We start from the raw sequence: 21,912 nt of genomic DNA, 5'->3' as shown, positions 1-21,912 counted from the left end.
TCCCGGATCGTGAGGAGTGGCGATGGCGGAGCAGCCCGGCCCTGCGGGGCGAGGGGAGACGGAACGGTGGTACGCCCGGTCCCCGGAGGAGGTCGCGGCGCGGCTCGGGGTGGATCCGGCGTTCGGGCTCACCGCCGCCCGGGCGGCCGAACTGCTCGCCGTGAACGGGCCGAACGCGCTCCCCGAGGAGAAGCCGCGGCCCGGTCGGCTGCGCTTCCTCGACCAGTACCGCAGCTACATGCAGATCATCCTGGTGGCCTCCGCGGTGGTCTCGCTGGCGATCGAGGAGTGGACCACCGCGGTGCTGCTCCTGGTGCTGACGCTGTTCAACGCGGTGGTGGGCCTGCGCCAGGAGGGCAAGGCCGAGAGCGCGATGAACGCGCTGAAGTCGATGATGGAGGCCACGGCGCGGGTCCGGCGGGACGGGACGGAGACCGAGGTCCCGGCGGAGCGACTGGTCGTGGGCGACGTCGTGCTCGTCTCGGCCGGTGACGAGGTCCCGGCGGACGGGCGGATCGTCCAGGCCAGCGCCCTGCAGATCGACGAGTCGGCGCTGACCGGCGAGAGCGTCCCGGCGGTGAAGGACGCGGGGACGGTGACGGCCGACCGGCCGGGGCCCGGCGACCAGACCAACATGGCGTTCATGAACACCCCGGTCACGCACGGCAGCGGACTGCTCGTCGTCACGGCGACGGGCGCCGGCACCGAGCTGGGGAAGATCTCCGGGATGCTGTCGGCCACCGAGAGGGAGCAGTCGCCGCTGACCAGGGAGCTCAACACCCTGACGCTGTGGATCGCGGCGGCGGCCGGTCTGACCATGGTCGTCATGTTCGCCCTCGGCCGCAGCCGCGACCAGGCGTGGGACGCGCTGTTCGTCAGCGCGGTCTCGCTGGCCGTCGCCGCCATCCCGGAGGCGCTGCCGACGGTCAGCCAGGTGATCCTCTCCGTCGGGAGCCTCAACCTGGCCAGGCGCCACGCGATCGTGAAGGAGCTGCCGTCCGTCGAGACCCTCGGCTTCACCTCGGCGATCAACTCGGACAAGACCGGCACGCTGACGATGAACCAGATGACCGTCGTCGAGGTCCTCAGCCCCACCGACCGCTACACCGTCTCCGGCACCGGCTACCGCCTGGACGGGAAGGTGCACCACGCGGCGGGCTCCTCGGCGGGCATCGAGGACGCCGTCCTGCCCTACCTGATCGCCAACGACGCGAAGCTGGTGGACGGCCGGGTGGTGGGGGACCCGACCGAGGGCGCCCTGCTCGTCCTGGGCCACAAGGCCGGGCTGGACATCGAGGGGACCCGGGAGCGCCTCCCCCGGCTCGCCACGCTGCCGTTCGACCCGGGCTACAAGCTGATGGCCACCTTCAACGCGGCGAAGGACGCGGACGGCCGGCCGGTGGTGCGGTGCTTCGTGAAGGGGGCCGCCCCGGCGGTGACGGCCCGCGCCACCTCCGCGCTGGCGGGCGGGGCGGGCATCCCCTGGGACCAGGACCTCGGCGAGCGGGCCCGGACGCAGACCGAGCGGATGGGGGGCGAGGGCCTGCGGGTGATGGCCGGGGCCGTCCGGGACCTCGACCCGGCGGACTTCGACCCGGACGGCGACCTCCTGGCGCTCGTCACCGACCTGCGGATGACCAGCCTGGTGGGCATGGTCGACCCGCCGCGCGAGGAGTCCAGGGCCGCGGTCGCCAGCGCGCAGGCCGCCCACATCCGGGTCCGGATGGTGACGGGGGACGACGTCACCACCGGCGCGGCCATCGCCCGGCAGCTCGGCATCGAGGGCGAGGCCGTGCTCGGCGCCGACTTCGCCGCGCTGCCCGAGCGGGAGCGGCTGGCCCGGATCGACGCCATCGGCGTGGTCGGCCGGGTCGCGCCGGAGCACAAGGTCCTGCTCGCCGACACGCTCAAGCGCAAGGGCGACGTGGTCGCGATGACCGGTGACGGGGTGAACGACGCGCCCGCCATCAAGGCCGCCGACATCGGCATCGCGATGGGCAGCGGCACCGACGTCGCCAAGAACGCGGGTCGGATGGTCCTCGCCGACGACAACTTCGCGACCATCGTCCACGCCGTGGCGGAGGGGCGGAAGCTCTACGACAACCTCACCAAGTACATCCGGTTCGTGCTGGTGCTCCTGGTGACCTTCGTGCTGACCTTCCTCGGGGCCGCGGTCCTCAACCTCGCGGCGGGGGAGCCGTTCACGCCCGCGCAGGTCCTGTGGATCCACTTCGTCGTCAACGCCCCGTTCGGCTTCGCCCTGGGCTTCGACCGGGAGAGCCCGGGCCTGATGCGGCGCACCCCGCGCCCGCGCGGCGAGACGGTGCTGACCGGGCCGGTCGTGGCCACCGTCGGGCTCGCCGGGCTGGCCGTCACGGTCGCCCTGCTGGGGCTGATCAAACTGGGCGAGGCGCACTACGACAGCCTGCGGGTCGGCAACTCGATCGCGTTCACCGCCTTCGCACTCTGCCTGATCGTGGCGGCCTTCGAGTGCCGCAGCGAGCGCGCTTCGGTGCTGACCGTCAGCACCTTCGACAGCCGGCAGATGAACATCGCCGCGCTGGCGGAGTTCGTCCTGGCGGTGCTGGTCACCCAGATGGACGCGTTCCACCGCCTCCTCGGGACCACCGATCTCGACGCCCGGCAGTTCGGCTGGGCGCTGCTGGCGGCCGTCGCGCTGCTGCTGCTCTGGGAGCTGGGCAAGCTGCTGGCCCGTCGGTCGCCGGCCGCCGGCGGGACCCCCGTCCGCGCGACGGGGGCCGAGGAGTGACGGCGGGTCAGGAGCCGGTGTCGGTCGAGGCGCGGACGACCAGCTGGGGCTGGAAGCGCTCGACCCGCTCGGTTCGTTCCCGGGCGGGCGCCTGAAGCAGGGTCAGTGCGCGTTCGGCCATGGCGGACAGCGGGTGGCGGATCGAGGTGATCGGCGGGTCGAAGAGTTCGAGTATCTCGGTGTCGTCGAAGCCGGTGACGGCGATCTTCCCGGGCACCGCGACCGACGAGCGGTGCAGGGTGCTGACGAGCCCGACCGCGAGCACGTCCGCCCCGCAGACGACGGCGTCGATCCGGTCGCGCTGCTCGACGATCCGCCGCCCGGCCGTCCGCCCGGCGTCGGTGGTGAAGTTGGGCAGCAGGACGGTGGTGGCGCCCTCGCCCTGCAGCCCGGTGAAGGCCGCGAGGCGCTCGGCGCCCGAGGAGGAGGCCTGGTCCGCCGCGACCAGCGCGATCCGGTGACGGCCCGTCTGTTCCAGGTGGTCGACGAGCAGTCGGACGGCCGCCGCGTTGTCGAGGGTCACCGCGACGGTGCCGGATCCCGTGGCCCAGCGGTCGAACAGCACGACGGGGTGGCGGGCGGCGGCGCTGCGGAGGGCGGGGCCGGACTCGGTGGCCGACACCGGGACGACGAACAGGCCGTCGACCCGGCCGGCCAGCAGGGTGTCGATCTGCTCGGCCTCGATCGCCGGGTCGTTCGCCGCGTCGGAGACCATCAGCGTGCCGCCGGCGGCCCGGACGTGCTGGGCGATGGCGTCGGCGAGCTGGACGAAGTACGGGTTGGCGAGGGTGGGGACCACGATGCCGATGGCGCCGGTGGTGCCGGTGCGCAGCGCCCGGGCGGAGTGGTTGGCCTGGTAGCCCAGCCGCCGGGCGGCCTCCTCGACCCGGCGGGCGAGCTCGGGGTCGACGTTGCGCGGGGTGCCGGCGAGTACCCGTGAGGCCGTCGCGCGGGAGACGCCGGCGGCCTCGGCCACGTCGAGGAGTCGGGGCGCTGTCACGTGGGGTGTCCTTCGGGAGGGGTGGGCGGTCGGAGGCCACGACATCGGGGCGGTCTTTTCACGAGGAGGCTACTTGACGGCCGGGGGGTGCTGGTACAGCATGTCGGAAATCGATCTCCCAAAGGAGCCTCAATGCCGTCCATCACCGTCGTCGGTTCGGTGAACCGCGACCTCGTGCTGAGCGTCGAGGGCCTGCCGCACCCCGGCGAGACCGTGCTCGCGCGGCACTTCGCCGAGGGGGCCGGCGGCAAGGGCGCCAACCAGGCGGTCGCGGCCGCCCGCCTCGGATCACGGGTGCGCCTGGTGGCCCGGGTGGGCGCGGACGCGGCCGGCCTGCTGGCCGCGCTCTCCGCCGAGGGCGTCGACGTCGGCGCGGTGCGGACGGACGAGCGGCAACCGACCGGACTCGCCGCCGTGGTCGTCGACGGCGCGGGCGAGAACACCATCGTGGTGAACCCGGGGGCCAACGCCGCCCTCGCGGTGGAGGACCTGCCCGAGCGGCTGGTCCGCTCGCTGGGCGAGGTCGTCCTGGTGCAGAACGAGATCGCCCCCGACGTCGTCGACCTCGCGGTCCTGCGGGCCCGCGAGCAGGGCGGGACCGTCGTGTTCAACCCCGCACCGGCCCGCCCGGTCGACCCGCGGGTGCTGGCGGCGGTCGACGTCCTGGTCCCCAACCTCGGCGAACTCGCCTCCCTGCTCGGCGCCGCCCGGCCCGCCGGCCCGGCCGAGGCGCGCGAGCTGCTGGAGCACGCCGCGCTCCCGTGCCGGGCCGTCGTGGTGACCCTCGGGGCCGACGGCGCCCTGCTCAGGCAGGCCCACGGCAGCGGCGTCGCCCACGTCCCCGCGCCGCGCGTGGACGCGGTCGACACCGTCGGCGCCGGCGACACCTTCTGCGGCGCCCTCGCGGACTCCCTCGGCCGCGGCACCGCCCTGCCGGCCGCCGTCGAACGGGCCGTGCGCGCCGCGTCGCACGCCGTCACCGGCCTCGGCGCCCAGTCCTCCATGCCCTACGCGGCCCAGCTCGATGCCCCCTCCCTCCCCTCCGCCCCCTGACACCTCCCCCCACGGGTCCCTCACAGCACTACGGAGAACCACCCATGAAGAACCTCAAGATCGGCCTGTTCGAGAACGCCCAGACCAACGCGAGCGGCACCGCCACCTGGCGCCACCCCGACAGCCGGCGGCACCTCTTCGACACCCTCGGGTACTGGCGCGAGCTCGCCGCGATCTGCGAGGACGCCAAGCTGGACTTCCTCTTCCTGGCCGACGCCTGGGGCTGGTCGGAGATCGACGGCAGCCGCCCGGCGATCGCCACCGAGGAGACCCTGGACCTGCCGCGGCTCGACCCGGTGGTGGTGGCCTCCGCGCTGCTGTCGACGACGACCGACCTGGGCCTGGTGATGACGGGCTCCGTCCTGGTCGAGCCGCCGTACGCCTTCGCCCGCCGGATGGCCACCCTCGACCAGCTCTCCGGCGGCCGGATCGGCTGGAACGTCGTCACGACGGGCACGGCCGACACCGCGGTCAAGGCCTTCGGCATGGACATGGTGGCGCACGACGACCGCTACCGGATGGCCGAGGACTTCCTCGACCTCGTCTACAAGTACTGGGAGGGCGCCTGGGAACCGGACGCCCTGGAAAAGGACAAGGACGGCCGCTTCGCCGACCCCGCCAAGGTCCACCTGGTCAGCCACGAGGGACCGTTCTTCCGCTCGCACGGCTACGGCAACACCGCGCGCTCCCCGCAGGGCACGCCCGTCCTCTTCCAGGCCGGGGCCTCGCCCGCCGGCCGCCGGGTCGGCGGACGCCACGGCGAGTGCATGTTCGTGGGCAGCGGCTCGGTCGCCCAGCTCGCCGCGCACACCGCCGCCATCCGCGAGGAGGCCGTCAAGGCCGGCCGCCGGGCCGACGAGGTCAAGGTGATGTCGGCGTTCTCCTGCGTCGTCGGCGCCACCACCTCCGACGCCGAGCGCCGCTACCAGCGGATCCTGGACGCCCAGCGGCCCGAGGTCACCGTCGCCAGCTACGCCATGTTCACCGGGCTCGACCTCTCCTCCTACGCGCCCGACACGCCCATGACCGAGCTCTCCACCGAGATGTCGCAGACCCAGGTCGCCCGCTTCGCCGGCAAGACCGTCGGCGACGTCCTCGCCGACTGGCACACCCACGGCGTGGGCGCGCGCCCGGTCGTCGGCACGCCCGAGGAGATCGCCGACGAGATCTGCGCCCTCGCCGAAGGCGCCGACCTGGACGGGTTCCTGCTCTCCCCGGCGGTCCAGCCGGCCTCGACGACCGAGTTCGTCGAGTCGGTGCTGCCGATCCTCCGGGCCCGCGGGGTCTTCCGCGGCGAGTACACCGAGGGCGAGAGCCTGCGCGAGCGGCTCACCGGCTCGGGCGACCGCGCGCTGCCGGCCAGCCACCCCGCCGCCCGGTACCGGCACTGAGCAGTACCGCACCCGCGACGAGAGGATGACGAGAGGATGTCGATGACCATGGCCACCCTTGCCGACGACCCGGCCGGGACGTCCGCGCCGGCGGAGCTGGACGCGGCGACCCTGCGACAGGCCTTCGGGGCCTACCCCACCGGCGTGGTCGCGATCAGCGCGCTGCGCGGGGACGAGCCGGTCGGCTTCGCCGCCAGCTCCTTCGTCTCGATATCCCTGGAGCCGCCGATGGTCGCCGTCAGCGTCGCCCGCACCTCCACCACCTGGCCGCGCCTGGCGCAGGCCCCGGTGGTGGGGCTGAGCGTGCTCAGCAGCGGCCAGGGCGCGCTCTGCCGGCGCCTCGCCTCCCGCGAGGCCAGGCGCTTCGACGGCGTCGGCTGGACGGCGACGCCCGAGGGCGCGGTCCTCATCGAGGACGCCGCGCTCTGGCTGACCGCCAGGGTCGGCGCCACCTACGACGGCGGCGACCACGAGATCGTGCTCCTGGAACTGCTGAGCGTCGAACTCTTCGCCGGCGTGGAGCCGCTGGTGTTCCACACCAGCCAGTTCCGCGAGCTCCTGCCCCATGGCTGAGACTCCCGGGCCCCGAACCCCGGCCGCCCGCCCGCACCTCACCGGCACGGTGGTGCACGGCGCCGGCCGGGGCCACGGGCTCGGGTTCCCCACCGCCAACATCGCGGCCGGTCCGGACTCCCCGGTCCCGCCGGCCGCGGTGTACAGCGGCTGGGTGGTCCGCCACCGCACCGGCGCCGCCCACCCGGCGACGATCAGCGTCGGGTCCAACCCGACCTTCTGCGACACCGCCGACGTCCATGTCGAGGCGTACTGCCACGACCTCGACGAGGACGTCTACGGCGAGCGGGTCACCGTCTGGTTCGCCGAACGGATCCGCGACACCGTGAAGTTCCCGTCCCCCGCCGCGCTGGTGCGCGCCGTGCGGGAGGACGTCCGGCGCTCCGAGGCCCTCCTCGCCTCGGACCGCGGGCGGCGCATCCGCGACGAAGCGCTCGCCGCGCACCGCAGCACCGTCACATCCCCCTGAGGCACCCCCCGCACGCACGGCGCCACCCCCACCGCCGTGCCCCACGCCTCGTCACCGGCCCCGTCCCCCCTCGCGGGGCCGCAGCTCACACCCAGGCTTGTTCCCCCAGCAAACAAAGGTGTAGGTCATGAGCGCACTCGAATGGTTGAACGAGCAGTTCAGCTTCTTCGGCATCCCCGTCTACTGGTCGGACTTCTTCGGCAACATCCTGGCGCTCGCGACCGTCTGGCTCGCCCTGCGCCGCTCCCTCGTCGCCTGGCCCGTGCAGATCCTCGGCTCGGTCCTGCTGCTCATCGCCAGCCTGAACGTCCACCTCGGCGGCAACGCCGCCCGGCAGGTCGTCATCATCGCCTCGGCGTCCTGGGGCTGGGCCACCTGGCGGCGCAGCCGGCAGCAGGAGGGCACGATCAACGTCCGCTGGGCCTCCTGGCGGGAGCGGTCGGTCCTGATCGCCGTGATGGCCGTCGGCACCTTCGCGTTCGCCTCCCTGCTCAAGGCGACCGATGCCTCCTTCTACCCCGGCGCCCCCTGGTGGATGGTCCTCGCCGACGCCTGGATCTTCATCGGCTCGATCCTGGCGATGTACACCCAGGCCCGCCGGTACGTGGAGTTCTGGTTCGTCTGGCTGGCCGTCGACCTGGTCGGCGTCCCCCTCGCGATCCACTCCGAGCTGTACTTCTCCGGCATCGTCTACGGGATCTTCTTCGTCATGGTCCTCGTCGGCATCCGCGACTGGGCCTCGCACAGCAAGGGCCAGGAGATCGCCTCCCCGCTGGAGCCGGCCGTCGTCCTGGAGGGCCGCACCGACACCACCACGACCACCGGGGCGTAGCCCCCGGAGCACCGGCCGCGTCCTGCGAGCGTCCCCGGGCCCGCAGGACGCGGCCGCCCCCGCCCCTGGGGCGCGTGGTCCTGAAGTAGCAGAAGTGGAGAGGTACTTCGGCGGGGGAGAGCGGTACCGGCGGCGGATGCGCCCGCCGGGCGTCCGCGCCTACCGTCGCCCCGACGGCCCGTTGAAGCACCCGAGGGGAAAACCGTGATCCGCGCCGCTAGGCCGGCCGCCGCTGTGGCGGCCCTGGCCCTTACCGTTCTCGCAGCGTCGGCCGTACCGGCGGCCGGCGCCACCGCGCCGCCGCCGGGCGCGTCGGCCACCGCCGATCCGCTCGCCGCGCTGCGCGGGCAGCAGCCGTCCTGGCACGCCTGCGCCACCGGCCCGGACGACACCGCCGGAGCCGATCTCGACGCCGCCGGCGCCCGCTGCACCGAGGTCGCGGTCCCCCTCGACTACCGCCGCCCGGAGGGGCGGACCGTCGGGGTCGCCCTCTCCCGGCTGCCCGCCACCGACCCGGCCCGCCGCCTGGGCACGCTGTTCTACAACCCCGGCGGCCCCGGCGTCCCGGCCCGCGACCTCGCCCTCGCCCTGCGCGGGGCCGCGCCCGACCTGGGCGCCCGCTACGACATCGTCGGCATGGACCCGCGCTTCGTCGGCGCCAGCACCCCCCTCGACTGCGGCTGGCCCGCGGCCGGCCCCGGCTCGGCCGGCCCCGACCGGCTGACCTTCGACCGGTCCGCCGAGGTCGCCAAGGACCTCGCGACCCGCTGCGCGCCGTACCGCGAGCTGCTGCCGCACATCTCCACCCGCAACACCGCCCGGGACATGGACCTGGTGCGCGCGGTCCTCGGCGAGCCGAGGATCTCCTACCTCGGCTCGTCCTACGGCAGTTACCTCGGCGAGGTCTACCTCCAGCTGTTCCCGGACCGGGTCGGGCGGGTGGTGTTCGACGCCGCCATGGACCCGGACCGCTTCGGACCCGACCTGACCGCCACCCAGGGCCCCGCGATGGCGGCCGCGCTCACCGCCTGGGCCGCCTGGGCGGCCCGCCACGACGACCGCCACCACCTGGGCGCGACCACCGCCGAGGTGCTGGCCGCGGTCGAACGGGTGCGCCTGGCCGCCGGGCGCGCGCCGCTGGCGGTCGGCACCCACCGGGTCGACGCCCGGGCCCTGCCGCAGGTGCTGTGGTCGGTGGCGGCCGGGGACGACGCCGCCGCCTACGAGGAGTTCTCCGCGCTGGTGCGCGTCCTGGCCGACGCGGCCGAGGGCCGTCCGGCGGAGCCGACCGCGCGGCTGGAAGCGGTGCTGGCCGGCCTGACGGCCCCTGACACGGGCGGCTACGCCGCCGTGCAGACCGCGATCATGTGCGCCGACCGCGCCGCCTCGCGCGATCCGCTCGGCTACTACCGCGACATCCAGGCCCACCGGGCCGACGAGCCGCTGTTCGGCCCGCTCACCCGCAACCTCACGCCGTGCACCTACTGGCCCGCCGAGCCCGCCGAACCGCCCACCCGGGTGCGCAACGCCGTGCCGGTCCTGCTGGTCGGCGCCGACGGAGACCCGGCCGCCACCTACCCGGGCCAGCTGTCCGCCCACCGCGCGCTGACCGGCTCCCGCCTGGTGACGCTGCGCGGCGCCTTCCGGCACACCGTCTACGCGGGCATGTTCGCGCCGCGCGACAGCTGCGTGGACGCCGCCGTCGACCGCTACCTCCTGGACGGCGTGCTGCCCGCCCAGGACACCGACTGCCCGGCCGCCCGGCCGTAGGCCCCGCGGGGACAACGGGCGACGGCCCGGCGCGGGAGCCTCCCGCGCCGGGCCGTCCGGGTGGTCCGGGGCCGGATCACCCCTGCCGTTCGAACAGCGGCACCCGCACCGGCTCCGGCCGCGCGGCATCGGCCCGGCCCGAGAGCGAGGTGTCCTGCGGCGACAGCATCAGCGCGATCCCGCCGAGCGCGAGCAGCACGAGGATCGCCACCGCGAGCGGGGTGATGAACTGCGAGGCCGGCAGCCCGCCGACCGGGGTGCGGCCGTCCAGGGTGACCGAGACCGCGGCCATGCCGGTGTAGTGCATGGCGACCACGGCGACTCCGGCGATCAGTGCCGAGGCCAGGGAGGCCGGCAGGCCGGTGATGTTCAGCGTCATCCACAGCGCGGTGGCGGACGCGGCCACGGCGATCGCGATCGAGGCCGCCACGATCATCGTGTCGTACGACACCCGGCCCTGGACGTGCATCGCCGCCATGCCGAGGTAGTGCATCGCCGCGACGCCCAGGCCCATGACGGTGCCGCCGATCAGCAGCGTGGCCAGGCCGCGCGGCCGGTAGCCGACGTAGAGGATGCCGAGGCCGCAGACCACGACCGCCAGCAGCAGGCTGCACAGCGTCATCGGCACGTTGTAGAGGATGGTCGAACCGGTGACGGTGAAGCCGAGCATCGCGATGAAGTGCATCGTCCAGATGCCGCAGCCGATCTCGGCGGCGCCGAGCAGCAGCCAGCCGAGCCGCCGGCGCGGCGGCAGGCTGAGGGCGCGGACGGTGCAGCGGAGGCCGAGCGCGGCTCCGATGCAGGCGACCACGTAGGAGAGGACCGGGTTGATCCAGCCGTAATGGAAGCCGTCGATGGGGGCGGTATGGGGGTGCATGGAGGTACCTGAGCTGACGTGTCGTTGGTGGATGCGGGCGGGAAGGGGCCGCGCCGGGCAAGGGGCGGCGCGGTTCTCCCGGGTCCAGGGGTACCCGAACGATCGGAACCCCCGGGGAACACGGGCTGGCGGGGAGTGGTCCACCGGCCGGCGGGGCCCAGGTACCGGGCCGCGGCCGCACCCGCCCCGGTCGGTGTACCGTCACATCGCTCCTCGTCGGCCCTGGTTCGGCGACCCGCGCGGCCCGCCCGGCGTCGAGGGTCACGGGCGGTACCACGGGGTGTCGGCAGACGGACGGGGCACGCGGCAGGGGGCGTCGTCGGCCCAGGGCGTGCGACGGGAAGCCGTCTGCCGGGCCTCACGTGCGGATACATACTAACGACCCTCGCTGGTCAAGGGCCTAACGGGGTCTTCTTCGGGGAAGTTTCGTGAAGGGGCGGGCGGCTCGGACCCCTGCGGGCGGGCCCGGCGCAGGCGGCGCCGGGCGGGGAGCCGCGGCCAGGGCGGAGTCTTGTCGCCGAAAACCGGACACTGTACCGTTTCCGTCACTTCCCGCCCCTGACGTGCGGCCGAGGACGCCGAGGCGCGCGCCGACCGGACGCCAACTCCCCGGCGGCGCACCGCAGTCGGCGGTCCCCGGCGGCCCGGCCTCGCGCACCGCCCCCGCGGTCGCCGCTCCGCCCTCCGAGCAGCCCCGTGACGGCACTTCCCCGAGGACACCCATGGACACTGACGTCATCATCGTCGGAGCCGGCCTGGCCGGACTCACCGCCGCGCACGAGCTGACCTCCCGGGGGCGCCGGGTGATCCTCGTCGACCAGGAGAACGCCGCCAACCTCGGCGGCCAGGCCTGGTGGTCCTTCGGCGGTCTGTTCCTGGTCGACTCGCCCGAACAGCGCCGGATGCGCGTCAAGGACTCCTTCGAGCTCGCCTGGAGCGACTGGCAGGGCAGCGCGCAGTTCGACCGCCGGGAGGACGAGGACCGCTGGGCGGTGCGCTGGGCCCGGGCGTACGTCGAGTTCGCCGCGGGGGAGAAGCGCTCCTGGCTGGCCGGGCACGGGCTGCGCTTCCTGCCCACGGTGGGCTGGGCCGAGCGCGGCGACCTGCGGGCCGACGGGCACGGCAACTCGGTGCCCCGCTTCCACGTCGCCTGGGGCACCGGCACCGGGGTGGTCGAGCCCTTCGTCCGCTCCGCCCGGCGAGCGGCCGCCGCCGGGCTGCTGACCTTCCGGCACCGCCACCGGGTCGACGGGCTGGTGGTCACCGACGGCGCGGTGACCGGCGTGCGCGGCCGCGTCCTGGCCGAGGACGGCGCGGCCCGCGGCGCGGCCTCCAGTCGCGAGGAGACCGGGGACTTCGAGCTGTCCGCCCAGGCCGTCGTGGTGGCCGCCGGCGGCATCGGGGCCAACCACGACCTGGTCCGCGCCCACTGGCCCGCCCGGCTGGGCACCCCGCCCGCGCACCTGGTCACCGGCGTCCCCGCCCATGTCGACGGCCGGATGCTCGGCATCAGCGCCGAGGCCGGGGCGCGCCTGGTCAACAGCGACCGGATGTGGCACTACACCGAGGGCCTGCACAACTGGGACCCGATCTGGCCCGGCCACGGGATCCGGATCCTGCCAGGCCCCTCCTCGATGTGGTTCGACGCCCTCGGCCGCCGCCTGCCCGAGCCCTGCCTGCCCGGCTACGACACCCTGAGCACCCTGCGCCATCTGCGCACCGCCCCCGGGCTGGCCGGTCACGACCACTCCTGGTTCGTGCTCACCCAGAAGATCATCGAGAAGGAGTTCGCGCTCTCCGGCTCCGAGCAGAACCCCGACATCACCGCCGGCGACCGCAAGGCCTTCGTCCGTGAACGGCTGCTCGGCAAGGGCGCGCCCGCCCCGGTGGAGGCGTTCAAGCGGCACGGCGAGGACTTCGTCACCGCCGCCACGCTGGAGGAGCTGGTCGCCGGGATGAACGCGCTGACCGGGACCCCGCTGCTGGACGCGGCGGCGATGCGCCGCCAGATCGAGGCCAGGGACCGGCAGCTGGCCAACCCCTTCAGCAAGGACGCCCAGGTGCAGGGTCTGCACAACTCCCGCCGCTACCTGGGTGACCGGCTCGGCCGCACCGCGGCACCGCACCGCCTGCTGGATCCGGCCGCCGGCCCGCTGATCGGCGTCAGGCTGCACGTGCTCACCCGCAAGACGCTCGGCGGCATCCAGACCGACCTCGACTCCCGCGCGCTCGGCGCCGACGGCACACCGGTGCCCGGCCTCTACGCGGCCGGCGAGACCGCCGGGTTCGGCGGCGGCGGGGTGCACGGCTACAACGCGCTGGAGGGCACCTTCCTCGGCGGCTGCCTGTTCTCCGGGCGCGCGGCCGGGCGCGCGGCGGCGGAGGCCACCGCCTGACCGGTCCCCCCCCCGGCCCCGATCCCGCGCCCGGTCCCGGTGTTCAGCCGGGTCCGGGACGGACCGCCGGGCCGTGGGCGGCCTCCCGCGGCCCGACCTCCAGCAGCAGGCCCGGATCCACGCCCAACACCGCGCCGCCCCCGGCCGGCCCGTCGCCGGCCCGCCGCCAAGGGCGCCAACCTCGCCGTGCTGGGGGCGGAGCTGCCGGCCGCCGCCCTCGCCGACGAGCTCGCGCACGGTGACGGCCTCGCCCTGCTCGGCAGCCGCCCCCTCCCGCCGGCCGCCGCCCTGCTCCACGCCCGCAAGGGTTCCGCCCCCGCCCCGAAGCGGAACCGATCCTCCGCCGGGCGGTTCCGAGCCGTCCCGACCGAACGGGCGCGACCGCCGGGCGCGACCACGGTGATCGGGAACCGCGCAGGTCAGCAGGGGGGCGGTGGCACACGAAAGGCCGGGCGACCAGGACAATGGTGCGGAAAGCCCCACGGAAGTACAGAGAAAGCGAACCCCCACATGGATCTCGGCGTGCGCTGGAAGCTGCACGGTGACGGGCGTACGCCCGCACCGGGAGCGGTCGTCCGCCCCGACGAACGGCTCTCCTGGCCCCGAACGGCAGGGCTCGGCGCCCAGCACGTGGTGGCCATGTTCGGCGCGAGCTTCGTGGCGCCGGTGCTGATGGGGCTCGACCCCAACCTGGCGATCATGATGTCCGGCGTCGCGACCGTCATCTTCCTGCTCGCGACCCGCGGCCGGGTGCCCAGCTACCTCGGCTGCTCGCTCTCCTTCGTCGGCGTGGCCGCGGTGATCCGGGCGCAGGGCGGCACCAGCGCGACGGTCACCGGCGCCGTCTTCGTGGTCGGTGTGGCGCTGTTCCTGGTGGGCGTGGCGGTCCAGCGGTTCGGGGCGCGGATCATCCACGCCGCGATGCCGCCGATCGTCACCGGCGCCGTCGTCATGCTGATCGGCTTCAACCTCGCTCCCGTCACCGCCTCGACGTACTGGCCGCAGGACCAGTGGACGGCGCTGCTGGTGATGCTGTTCACCGGCCTGGCCGTGGTCTGCCTGCGCGGCTTCTGGTCCCGGGTGGCGATCTTCCTCGGCCTGCTCTTCGGCTACGGGATCTCCTGGCTGTTCGACCGGGTCTTCGGCATGATCCACTCGGTGGACGGGAGCGGACAGCTCACCGACCACTGGCGCCTGGACCTGTCGGGCGTCGGCCAGGCGGACTGGATCGGCCTGCCCGCCTTCCACGGCCCCTCCTTCCAGTGGTCCGCGATCCTGGTCGCGCTGCCCGTGGTGATCGCGCTGGTCGCGGAGAACGCCGGGCACGTCAAGGCCGTGGGGGAGATGACCGGCGACAACCTGGACGACAAGCTCGGCACCGCGATCTCCGCGGACGGCGTCGGCTCCATGCTGTCCACCGCGCTCGGCGGTCCGCCGAACACCACCTACTCCGAGAACATCGGCGTCATGGCCGCCACCCGGGTGTACTCCACCGCCGCCTACTGGGCCGCGGCGGGCTTCGCGCTGCTGTTCGGCGTCTGCCCGAAGTTCGGCGCCGTCGTGGCCGCGATCCCCGGCGGGGTGCTCGGCGGCATCACCGTCATCCTGTACGGCATGATCGGCCTGCTCGGCGCGCAGATCTGGATCAAGTCCGGGGTGGACCTGCGCAACCCGCTGAACCTGGTGCCGGCCGCCGCGGGCATCATCATCGGCATCGGCAACGTCACCCTGAAGTTCACCGACACCTTCAGCCTCAGCGGCATCGCCCTGGGCACCCTGGTCGTCATCACCGGCTACCACGTGCTGCGGGCCCTGGCCCCCGCGCACCTCAAGACGCAGGAGCCGCTGCTGGACGAGGGCACCTCCTCCTACGACACCGACTCCCAGGACCCGGGGGAGCCGCGCGCCCGGTAGCGCCGCGCCCGGTGACGCCGCCGGCCGGAGAGGTGCCCGAAAGGGCCTTCTCCGGCCGTTCTGCTTGGCCCGGCCGAACGAAGGGTGGTCGAATCTCCTCCTACGTCCGGAGCGGCCACTCATCCACCGGGAGAAGCATGTTCCTTCTGCCCCGCCACCGCAGGACCACCGTCGGCCTCGCCGCCGCCACCGCGCTCGCGCTCTCCTGCGGCTGGGCCACCGCCGACAGTTCCGCCGCCGACAGCCCCGCCCCCGGGGCGGGCACCGTCCTGTGGACCCCGAGCACCGCCCAGGGCCCGTCCTCCTTCACCGGCGTCCAGTGCGCCACGGGCAACTTCGGCGTCGTCCAGGACCCCGCCAAGGGCAGCGTCTGGCGCGCCTTCCAGGCCGCCGGCGAGGAGCGCTGCGAGACGCTCGGCCCCAACCTCACGGAGGGCGACACCTTCTACCTCGGCTGGTCCTCCAAGCTGGACATCAAGGACACCAACAGCCGCTACGTCTTCCAGCTCAAGTGCTCGCCCAGCACCGGCACGGCCAACCACCCGATCGAGATCGACGCGACGACCAAGCGCATCCGCCTCCAGGAGTGGGACACCGACCACGTCGCCCACACCCTCTGGACCGCGCCGACCGCCAACGGCCAGTGGCACTCCTACGCGCTGAAGATCCGCCTGGGCCGCACCGACGGCACCATCGACTTCTGGTTCGACGGCGTGAAGCAGACCTTCACCACCGGCTCGGGCACCTTCACCGGGACCACCTGGGACGGCGACCGCAACTACTTCAAGTGGGGCTCCTACCACCTCTCCACGGGCGACGCCACGAACACCTTCACCAGCCCGGTCATGGCGACCACCCTGGAAGCCGCCACCGCCGGATCATGACCGCGCCCCGACCCGTACGCTACGGGCCATGACGCACACACCTGCGATACCCCGGCCCGGACTGGCCGAGCACCTGCGCGACAAGGGCGCGGCCATGCGCGACGCCGCCCGGCGGCGGCCGGAGAGCTCGGACTGGGAGGAGGAGGTCGGCGCGGTCTGCGTGGCCGACGACGCGACCGGGGTCCGCAAGGTCCGGGTGGGGGACTGGTCCTTCATCGGCGACGGCGGGCCCGACATCGGAGGGTTCGGCCTCGGCCCGTCCTCGCCGGAGCTGTTCTGCGCGGTGGTCAGCACCTGCCTGACCCACACGGTCCTGTGCGTCGCGGCGCTGGCGGACGTCCCGCTGGACCGGGTCGAGGTCCGGGTGAACGCCCGCAACAACGACGCCCGGTTCTTCGGTGTGCCGACCGAGGCACCCGCCGTGCCCTACGACCTCACGGCGGAGGTCGAGCTGAGCGGCCCGGCCGCGCCGCAGGAACTGGCGGACCTGCTGGCCACCGCGGACGCCCGCTGCCCGATGCTGCGCCTGGTCCGCTCCGAGCACAGCGTCACCGTCCGCCTCGCCGCGGGCGACTGACCGCCGGACCGCCCCGCCGGGCCGCCGCCCGTCGCTGTTCCCCGGACCGCCCGGGTGGCGTACCGTGCCGGACATGGCGAACCCGTCCTCCCGGTACGACGTCGTGATCGTCGGCGGCGGCCACAACGGCCTGGTGGCGGCGGCGTACCTGGCCCGCGCCGGCCGCCGGGTGCTGCTGCTCGAACGGCTCCCGGGGCTCGGCGGCGCGGCGGTGTCGGCCCCGGCGTTCACCGGTGTGGACGCCCGGCTGTCGCGCTACTCCTACCTGGTGAGCCTGCTGCCCCGCACCCTGGTGCGCGAGCTCGGCCTGCGCCTGGAGCTGCGACGGCGCCGGATCGCCTCGTACACCCCCGCCGTCCGGGACGGGCGGCCCACCGGGCTGCTGGTGGACGCCGCCGACGCCGGCCGCACCCGGGAGTCCTTCCGCGCGCTGATCGGCACCGACCGCGAGTGGGAGGCCTGGCGGCGCTTCTACGCGATGACCGGGAGCGTCGCCGAGGCGGTCTTCCCGACCCTCACCGAACCCCTGCCCACCCGGGCCGAACTGCGCGGCCGGCTCGGCGACGACGCTGCCTGGACCGCGCTGTTCGAACGGCCGCTGGGCGAGACGATCGAGGAGTCCTTCGCCGACGACCTGGTCCGCGGCGTGGTGCTGACCGACGCCCTGATCGGCACCTTCACCCGCGCCCACGACCCCTCGCTGCGGCAGAACCGCTGCTTCCTCTACCACGTGATCGGCAACGGCACCGGCGACTGGGACGTCCCGGTCGGCGGCATGGGCGCGGTCACCGGCGCCCTCACGGCGGCGGCCCGGGCGGCCGGGGCCGAGCTGCGCACCGGCTGCGAGGTCACCGCCGTCGCCACCGGCGGCGCGGGGGAGGCCGAGGTGACCTACCGCCACCGGGACGGCGAGGCGACGGCGGCGGCCCGCCGGGTCCTGGTCAACGCCGCCCCGGCGACCCTGGCCCGGCTGCTGGGAGAGGAGCCCGGGCCCGCGCCGGAGGGAGCGCAGCTCAAGGTCAACATGGTGCTGCGCCGGCTGCCGCGCCTGCGCGACCCCGCCGCCGACCCCCGCGAGGCCTTCGCCGGCACCTTCCACATCGCCGAGGGCTACCGGCAGTTGGAGACCGCCTACGCCGAGGCCGCGGCCGGCCGGATCCCCTCGGCGCCGCCGTCGGAAATTTACTGCCACTCCCTCACCGACCCGTCGATCCTGGGCCCGGAGGCCGTCCGGCAGGGCCTGCAGACCCTCACCCTGTTCGGCCTGCACCTGCCCGCCCGGCTGTTCGCCGACCCGGCCGCCAAGGAGCGCGCCCTGGCGGCGAGCCTGGCCCAGCTCGACGCGGTGCTGGCCGAGCCGATCGCCGACTGCCTGGCCGAGGACGCCGACGGACGGCCCTGCGTGGAGGCGAAGACCCCGCTCGACCTGGAGCGGGAGATCGGCCTGCCGGGCGGTCACATCTTCCACCGCGACCTGGCGTTCCCCTTCGCGGCCGGGGAACCGGACAGCGCCGCGGCCCGCTGGGGCGTGGCGACGGCGCACCCCGACATCCTGCTGTGCGGCGCGGGAGCGGTCCGCGGCGGCGGCGTCAGCGGAATCCCCGGCCACAACGCGGCCCGCGCCGTCCTGGAGGACCTCCGCTAGCGGGAGCTCCCGCCCGCCGCTCCGGCCGCCCGCCCGCCGCGCCCCTCCGGTCAGACGTGCAGCTGTGCGGCGAGCCTCTCGGCCAGCGCGCGCAGGGGCTCCCCGGTCAGGGCCGGGTCCGGGGCGGCCGTCCCGGTGCCCTGGCTGACCAGCAGGGCCAGGTCGCCCCCGTCGGCGACCGGGAGCCGGGCGATGCCGACGGTCCCGCGGCCGGGCGTGGTCCGGGCCGTGCCGGGGGCGGGCTGGTCGGTGGAGGCCGCGACCAGCTGGTCGGTGGTGAGGCCGCCCGCCTGCTGGATGTAGGGCAGGGCCAGGTTGACCGCGGTCCGCTCGGCCGGGGCGGCGAGCACGCCGATCTCCACCGGGGTCGTTCCGGCGGTGTAGGAGCACCACACCTGGACGGTCTCGGGCCGGGCGGGCACCGAGGCCGTCGCCGGGGTGGGCGTGACACCGGACGGAAACGGCCGGGCCTCCTCGGACGGTACGACCTCGGCCCGCACCGGCCGGCCGCCCGTGCCGTCGGCCGGGGTGACACCGCGCTCGATCCCGACCGCCTTCAGCGCGCCGGCCAGGTCCAGGCCGAACGGGCACGACGGGTCCGCACCGAGGCCCTGCACCGTCGACTTCAGCTTGGCGAAGGAGGGCTTGCCACCGTCGGACGGGGCCCCGGCCCCGCCGGACGACGCGCAGGCGGCCGTCCCGAGCAGAAGTCCGGCCAGGACCACCGGAACGAGCACGGTGTTGCGGTCAGTTGTCATCCGGTCAGCCTACGGCGCCATCGCCACCGGCCCGGGCGAAGGACCGGTGTCGGCGGCCCCGTCACCGGGCGCGCCGGGGACGAGGGACTCCCCGGCGTTGCGGCAGGTGCTGCAGGTGTGCCAGTGCAGCCGGGACCGGGGCCGGTCGGGGTGCTCGGCCCCGTGCGGCGCGAGGGTCATGTCGGAGGTGTCCAGGCCGCACAGGGTGCGGGGACCGCAGGCGCCGGAGGCCTCCGTGGGGGCGGTGTGCGCGCGGCGCACCGGGACCTCCGGCTGCGCGGGCGTGTGGTCCGGTCCGAGGAGCCGGATGTTGGTCGGTGTGTCCGGTTCCAGTACGACGACGATGTCCATCTCCTCAACGTGGCCGCAGGACCCGCGCGCCGCACCCGCACGACGGCATCCGGACCAACCGGACCACTCCCGCCCGCTCCCGCGCCACCCGTCCGCTCCCCGTCCGCTCCCTGTCCGGTCGCCGTCCGCCGCCCGGCCCGGCGCGGCGTCAGAGCCGGTGCTCGGGGCAGGGGGAGTGCTCGAACGGGGTCGCGAAACCCTGGACCCGGCGGAGCTCCGCCGTCCACCGGTGGCCGATGGTGGTGCGGCGCAGCACGAACAGCTGGTTCGCCCGCCCGCGCAGCAGCGCCCGGTACTCGGCCACGGTCTCGGCGCCGTTGTCGGCGAGTTCGCCGACGATGCCCTCCAGGCAGCAGGTGGCGCAGCCGGGACCGGGGCGGTGGCGGTGGCGCGGGATCCCTGCGGCCTCCAGGCCCCGGACGGTGATCGTCCCGTCCGGGCCGACCCCGGCGAGAAAGGCCTCCGGAGCGCTCGGCGCCGCGCAGGTCTCCAGCAGCCGCCGCCGGAACTCGGCCGGGTCGACGGTGACCGGCGGCCTCCTCAGCACGGCGGTGGCGAGCACCAGCAGATGGGCCGCGAGCGTGGCCCCGGCGGTAGCGCAGCCGGCGGGCAGCAGCCAGCCGGGCCCCTCGTTCAGGCCGAGTTCGATCGCCACGCCCGACCAGAACACGGCGGAGGCGTAGTCGAGCACCCTGGAGCCGTCGCGCAGCCAGATCCGCAGCGCGGACCAGCCGGCCAGGACCGGGACGGCCACCAGCCCCGCGGTGCCCAGTACGTCCATCGGCCCCCGCCTCCGCCCCCGCCTCCGCCCCCGACTCGCCCCTCTCCGGGTTGTTCCACCCGGACCAGCCCGCGAACCCGTCCGCGCTGAACTTGCCTGCCGCACAGTCGACTTCGCGAAAGCGCAGGCGTGCACCCGACGCCTTCCGACCCGCCGGCCCGTCCTCCCGGCCGTCGCCGACCCGCGGGTCGGAAGGGCGGGCGCCCGGAAATCCGCAACCCCGCACGCGTCCGGGCGCCCGCGCCCTAGAATCCGAGCGAGCGCGCAGTGCGGCCGGGCGCGGTCGGACCTGATGCCGGAGCGGGAACGCATGAACCGATCGATCGTCTTCGTCCACGGCACCGGTGTGCGGGCGACGTCGTACACCCGGACGCTGCGGGCCGTCCGGGACGGTGTGGCGGGGATACGACCCGGTGCGGCGGTCCACGGCTGCTTCTGGGGCGAGGCCCTCGGCGCCTCGATGGCCCTGGGCGGCGCCTCGATCCCCGACTACGACGGAACCGGCGGAGGAAGCGCCGCCGACGACGAGGTCGCGGCCTGGGGAGTGCTCTACCACGACCCGTGGCACGAGCTGCGGCTGCTCACCCTGATCGCGCGGCCGGCGGGCGGCCTCATGCGGGCCGGTGAGCCGCCGTCCGCCGCGTTCCTGCGGACCTACGCCCCCGGCCCGGAGCTGCGGGAGGCACTGGAATCCGCGGAGCTGCTGCCCCACTTCGAGGCCGCCCTCGCGGAACTCCGGGACCGCCCGGAGCTGCGCGACGCGGCCGGCACCGCCGACAGCACGGGTGACGAGCACCGCCGCACCGCCGCGCGCGCCGTTCTGGCGCGCACCGTGGCCGGTGCCGCCGAGGACGGCCTGACCGCCCTCGACGGCGGAACCCGCGACCACCTGATGGCGCTGCTCGGCGCCGAGTTGGCGACCGACGGCCGGTCCGTGAAGCTCGGTGGTACGGACGGTCGCCGAGCGGGTGCGGGAGGCCGCCGCCTGGCGGGTCGCCGAGCTGCGGGACCTCGACCTCGGGCGGGTGGAGGGCTTCTTCCCGGTGCGGGCGATGGCGCTCGCCGGCGTCCGCGGCAGCCTGGTCCGGCTGTTCGTCGCGGCCGGACACGCTTCGGAGGACACCGGACCGGGCGGTGGCCGCTACGGCAGCCATGCCCGGGACTGGGCGCCCTACCACCCGCCCGCCGCACCGTCCTTGGCGGTGCAGGCTCAGCAGGCGCTGACCCGCGCCGGGCACTCCACCTCGCTGGAGGAGATCGGCCCGGGCCTCGGCGAGATGCTGGACCGGGCCCGGGAGAACAACGAGGTCAGCGTCCTGCTGGTGGACCCCTGGGCGGCCGGCCGGGAGCCCTACCGGCAGGCGCTGCGCGACTTCGACCGGCAGAACCACCCGGTCACCGCCGTCCTGCTGCCCGACAGCTCCGACGACCCGCCGCCCGGTCCGGCGCGCGCCCGGCTCTGGGAGGGGGTGCGCGAGGTGTTCGCACGCACCTGGTTGCACCGGTCCGGACCCGAGCCGCTCTTTCGCCTCCACGTCCGGCGGGAGCACTTCGAGCGCGAGCTCCTGTCGACGGTCACCATGGCCCAGAACAGGCTACTCGAGCAGGTCGACGACCCGGTGACGGCCCGCGCCGAGTTCGGGCTCGGTCCCGAGCCGCGGCCGATGCCCGGCGTGACGGTGCCGACGTGGCCCCCCGTACCGGCCGGAGACCCCTCCGAGGGCTGGGCCGTCGGCCGTGGAACCGAGCCCGGGCAGCCTGCCGCACCCGGCTCGTCGACGCCGGCGGGGCCCGCCGTACCCGGCTCGTCGACGCCGGCGCGCTCCGTACCGGCCCGCGACCCCTCCGAGGCCGACAGCCGCTGAGTGCCT

At 74.8% G+C, this 21,912-nt stretch carries 18 protein-coding genes; 13 read left to right on the top strand and 5 right to left on the bottom strand.

All coding sequences use genetic code 11. The features are described 5' to 3' along the window. Window positions 1–22 precede the first annotated feature (22 nt). The gene (locus tag ACFVFS_RS06475) at window positions 23–2,770 is read left to right on the top strand and encodes a cation-translocating P-type ATPase (RefSeq protein WP_380620801.1); all 2,748 of its coding nucleotides are present in this window, start codon (window positions 23–25) and stop codon (window positions 2,768–2,770) included. A 7-nt stretch (window positions 2,771–2,777) separates the two neighbouring features. Here the strand turns inward: ACFVFS_RS06475 and ACFVFS_RS06470 are convergent, their stop codons facing one another. Beyond that, window positions 2,778–3,770, bottom strand: coding sequence for a LacI family DNA-binding transcriptional regulator (locus tag ACFVFS_RS06470; protein WP_380620799.1), 993 nt, complete (start codon window positions 3,768–3,770; stop codon window positions 2,778–2,780). A 132-nt stretch (window positions 3,771–3,902) separates the two neighbouring features. Here ACFVFS_RS06470 and ACFVFS_RS06465 point away from each other — a divergent pair, with 132 nt between their 5' ends. From ACFVFS_RS06465 to ACFVFS_RS06440, 6 genes are all read left to right on the top strand, one after another. Beyond that, entirely contained in the window at window positions 3,903–4,823 is a 921-nt protein-coding gene (locus ACFVFS_RS06465) for a ribokinase (protein ID WP_380620797.1), read from the top strand. 44 nt (window positions 4,824–4,867) lie between these two features. Then, window positions 4,868–6,214, top strand: a complete 1,347-nt coding sequence (locus ACFVFS_RS06460) for an NtaA/DmoA family FMN-dependent monooxygenase (protein WP_380620795.1) — start codon at window positions 4,868–4,870, stop codon at window positions 6,212–6,214. A gap of 48 nt (window positions 6,215–6,262) precedes the next feature. Beyond that, window positions 6,263–6,787 (top strand): flavin reductase family protein, encoded by a 525-nt coding sequence (locus tag ACFVFS_RS06455; RefSeq protein WP_380620793.1) that lies wholly within the window; start codon window positions 6,263–6,265, stop codon window positions 6,785–6,787. Beyond that, window positions 6,780–7,256, top strand: coding sequence for a riboflavin kinase (locus tag ACFVFS_RS06450; RefSeq protein ID WP_380620791.1), 477 nt, complete (start codon window positions 6,780–6,782; stop codon window positions 7,254–7,256). Before ACFVFS_RS06455 ends, ACFVFS_RS06450 begins: the two co-directional genes overlap by 8 nt. A gap of 127 nt (window positions 7,257–7,383) precedes the next feature. After that, window positions 7,384–8,088 carry a nicotinamide riboside transporter PnuC gene (locus ACFVFS_RS06445; protein ID WP_380620789.1) on the top strand — a complete coding sequence of 235 codons (705 nt, stop codon included), beginning with the start codon at window positions 7,384–7,386 and terminating at the stop codon, window positions 8,086–8,088. A gap of 204 nt (window positions 8,089–8,292) precedes the next feature. Continuing rightward, window positions 8,293–9,858, top strand: a complete 1,566-nt coding sequence (locus tag ACFVFS_RS06440) for an alpha/beta hydrolase (protein WP_380620787.1) — start codon at window positions 8,293–8,295, stop codon at window positions 9,856–9,858. A gap of 76 nt (window positions 9,859–9,934) precedes the next feature. Here ACFVFS_RS06440 and ACFVFS_RS06435 read toward each other — a convergent pair whose 3' ends face one another. Next, window positions 9,935–10,735, bottom strand: coding sequence for an MHYT domain-containing protein (locus ACFVFS_RS06435; protein WP_380620785.1), 801 nt, complete (start codon window positions 10,733–10,735; stop codon window positions 9,935–9,937). Window positions 10,736–11,457: 722 nt separating this feature from the next. Here ACFVFS_RS06435 and ACFVFS_RS06430 point away from each other — a divergent pair. The 5 genes from ACFVFS_RS06430 to ACFVFS_RS06410 all read left to right on the top strand — a co-directional run bounded on the left by ACFVFS_RS06430 (window position 11,458) and on the right by ACFVFS_RS06410 (window position 18,151). Then, window positions 11,458–13,131: an FAD-binding dehydrogenase gene (locus ACFVFS_RS06430; protein ID WP_380620783.1), complete on the top strand. Its 1,674-nt coding sequence runs from the start codon at window positions 11,458–11,460 to the stop codon at window positions 13,129–13,131. A gap of 510 nt (window positions 13,132–13,641) precedes the next feature. Then, complete coding sequence (locus ACFVFS_RS06425) at window positions 13,642–15,045, top strand: uracil-xanthine permease family protein (protein ID WP_380620781.1); 1,404 nt, start codon at window positions 13,642–13,644, stop codon at window positions 15,043–15,045. 137 nt (window positions 15,046–15,182) lie between these two features. Beyond that, on the top strand, window positions 15,183–15,929 hold the full coding sequence (locus ACFVFS_RS06420; RefSeq protein WP_380620779.1) for a heparin lyase I family protein: 747 nt from the start codon (window positions 15,183–15,185) through the stop codon (window positions 15,927–15,929). A 28-nt stretch (window positions 15,930–15,957) separates the two neighbouring features. Continuing rightward, entirely contained in the window at window positions 15,958–16,506 is a 549-nt protein-coding gene (locus ACFVFS_RS06415; RefSeq protein ID WP_380620777.1) for an OsmC family protein, read from the top strand. 73 nt (window positions 16,507–16,579) lie between these two features. Continuing rightward, complete coding sequence (locus ACFVFS_RS06410) at window positions 16,580–18,151, top strand: phytoene desaturase family protein (RefSeq protein ID WP_380620775.1); 1,572 nt, start codon at window positions 16,580–16,582, stop codon at window positions 18,149–18,151. A gap of 50 nt (window positions 18,152–18,201) precedes the next feature. Here ACFVFS_RS06410 and ACFVFS_RS06405 read toward each other — a convergent pair whose 3' ends face one another. From ACFVFS_RS06405 to ACFVFS_RS06395, 3 genes are all read right to left on the bottom strand, one after another. Next, the gene (locus tag ACFVFS_RS06405; protein WP_380620774.1) at window positions 18,202–18,909 is read right to left on the bottom strand and encodes a hypothetical protein; all 708 of its coding nucleotides are present in this window, start codon (window positions 18,907–18,909) and stop codon (window positions 18,202–18,204) included. A 9-nt stretch (window positions 18,910–18,918) separates the two neighbouring features. Further along, window positions 18,919–19,260, bottom strand: coding sequence for a hypothetical protein (locus ACFVFS_RS06400; RefSeq protein ID WP_380620773.1), 342 nt, complete (start codon window positions 19,258–19,260; stop codon window positions 18,919–18,921). A 148-nt stretch (window positions 19,261–19,408) separates the two neighbouring features. Next, window positions 19,409–20,041 (bottom strand): hypothetical protein, encoded by a 633-nt coding sequence (locus ACFVFS_RS06395; RefSeq protein ID WP_380620772.1) that lies wholly within the window; start codon window positions 20,039–20,041, stop codon window positions 19,409–19,411. A gap of 944 nt (window positions 20,042–20,985) precedes the next feature. On the opposite strand from ACFVFS_RS06395, the gene fsxC reads away from it, so the two are divergent. Beyond that, window positions 20,986–21,906, top strand: a complete 921-nt coding sequence (gene fsxC / locus ACFVFS_RS06390; RefSeq protein WP_380620770.1) for an FxsC protein — start codon at window positions 20,986–20,988, stop codon at window positions 21,904–21,906. Window positions 21,907–21,912 lie beyond the last annotated feature (6 nt).

The organism is Kitasatospora sp. NPDC057692, assembly GCF_042799475.1.
Classification (GTDB): Bacteria; Actinomycetota; Actinomycetes; order Streptomycetales; family Streptomycetaceae; genus Kitasatospora.
The sequence above is the reverse complement of the archived record's forward strand: the minus strand, read 5'-3'. Positions and strand labels throughout refer to the sequence as shown.

Bases quoted from the DNA above. Each gene is read 5' to 3' on its own strand.
- ACFVFS_RS06415 (WP_380620777.1), top strand. From the start codon at position 15,958: ATGACGCACACACCTGCGATACCCCGGCCCGGACTGGCCGAGCACCTG.
- ACFVFS_RS06420 (WP_380620779.1), top strand. From the start codon at position 15,183: ATGTTCCTTCTGCCCCGCCACCGCAGGACCACCGTCGGCCTCGCCGCC.
- ACFVFS_RS06445 (WP_380620789.1), top strand. From the start codon at position 7,384: ATGAGCGCACTCGAATGGTTGAACGAGCAGTTCAGCTTCTTCGGCATC.
- ACFVFS_RS06460 (WP_380620795.1), top strand. From the start codon at position 4,868: ATGAAGAACCTCAAGATCGGCCTGTTCGAGAACGCCCAGACCAACGCG.
- ACFVFS_RS06475 (WP_380620801.1), top strand. From the start codon at position 23: ATGGCGGAGCAGCCCGGCCCTGCGGGGCGAGGGGAGACGGAACGGTGG.
- ACFVFS_RS06465 (WP_380620797.1), top strand. From the start codon at position 3,903: ATGCCGTCCATCACCGTCGTCGGTTCGGTGAACCGCGACCTCGTGCTG.
- ACFVFS_RS06405 (WP_380620774.1), bottom strand. From the start codon at position 18,909: ATGACAACTGACCGCAACACCGTGCTCGTTCCGGTGGTCCTGGCCGGA.
- ACFVFS_RS06395 (WP_380620772.1), bottom strand. From the start codon at position 20,041: ATGGACGTACTGGGCACCGCGGGGCTGGTGGCCGTCCCGGTCCTGGCC.
- ACFVFS_RS06430 (WP_380620783.1), top strand. From the start codon at position 11,458: ATGGACACTGACGTCATCATCGTCGGAGCCGGCCTGGCCGGACTCACC.
- ACFVFS_RS06455 (WP_380620793.1), top strand. From the start codon at position 6,263: ATGGCCACCCTTGCCGACGACCCGGCCGGGACGTCCGCGCCGGCGGAG.
- ACFVFS_RS06425 (WP_380620781.1), top strand. From the start codon at position 13,642: ATGGATCTCGGCGTGCGCTGGAAGCTGCACGGTGACGGGCGTACGCCC.
- ACFVFS_RS06400 (WP_380620773.1), bottom strand. From the start codon at position 19,260: ATGGACATCGTCGTCGTACTGGAACCGGACACACCGACCAACATCCGG.
- ACFVFS_RS06435 (WP_380620785.1), bottom strand. From the start codon at position 10,735: ATGCACCCCCATACCGCCCCCATCGACGGCTTCCATTACGGCTGGATC.
- ACFVFS_RS06450 (WP_380620791.1), top strand. From the start codon at position 6,780: ATGGCTGAGACTCCCGGGCCCCGAACCCCGGCCGCCCGCCCGCACCTC.
- ACFVFS_RS06410 (WP_380620775.1), top strand. From the start codon at position 16,580: ATGGCGAACCCGTCCTCCCGGTACGACGTCGTGATCGTCGGCGGCGGC.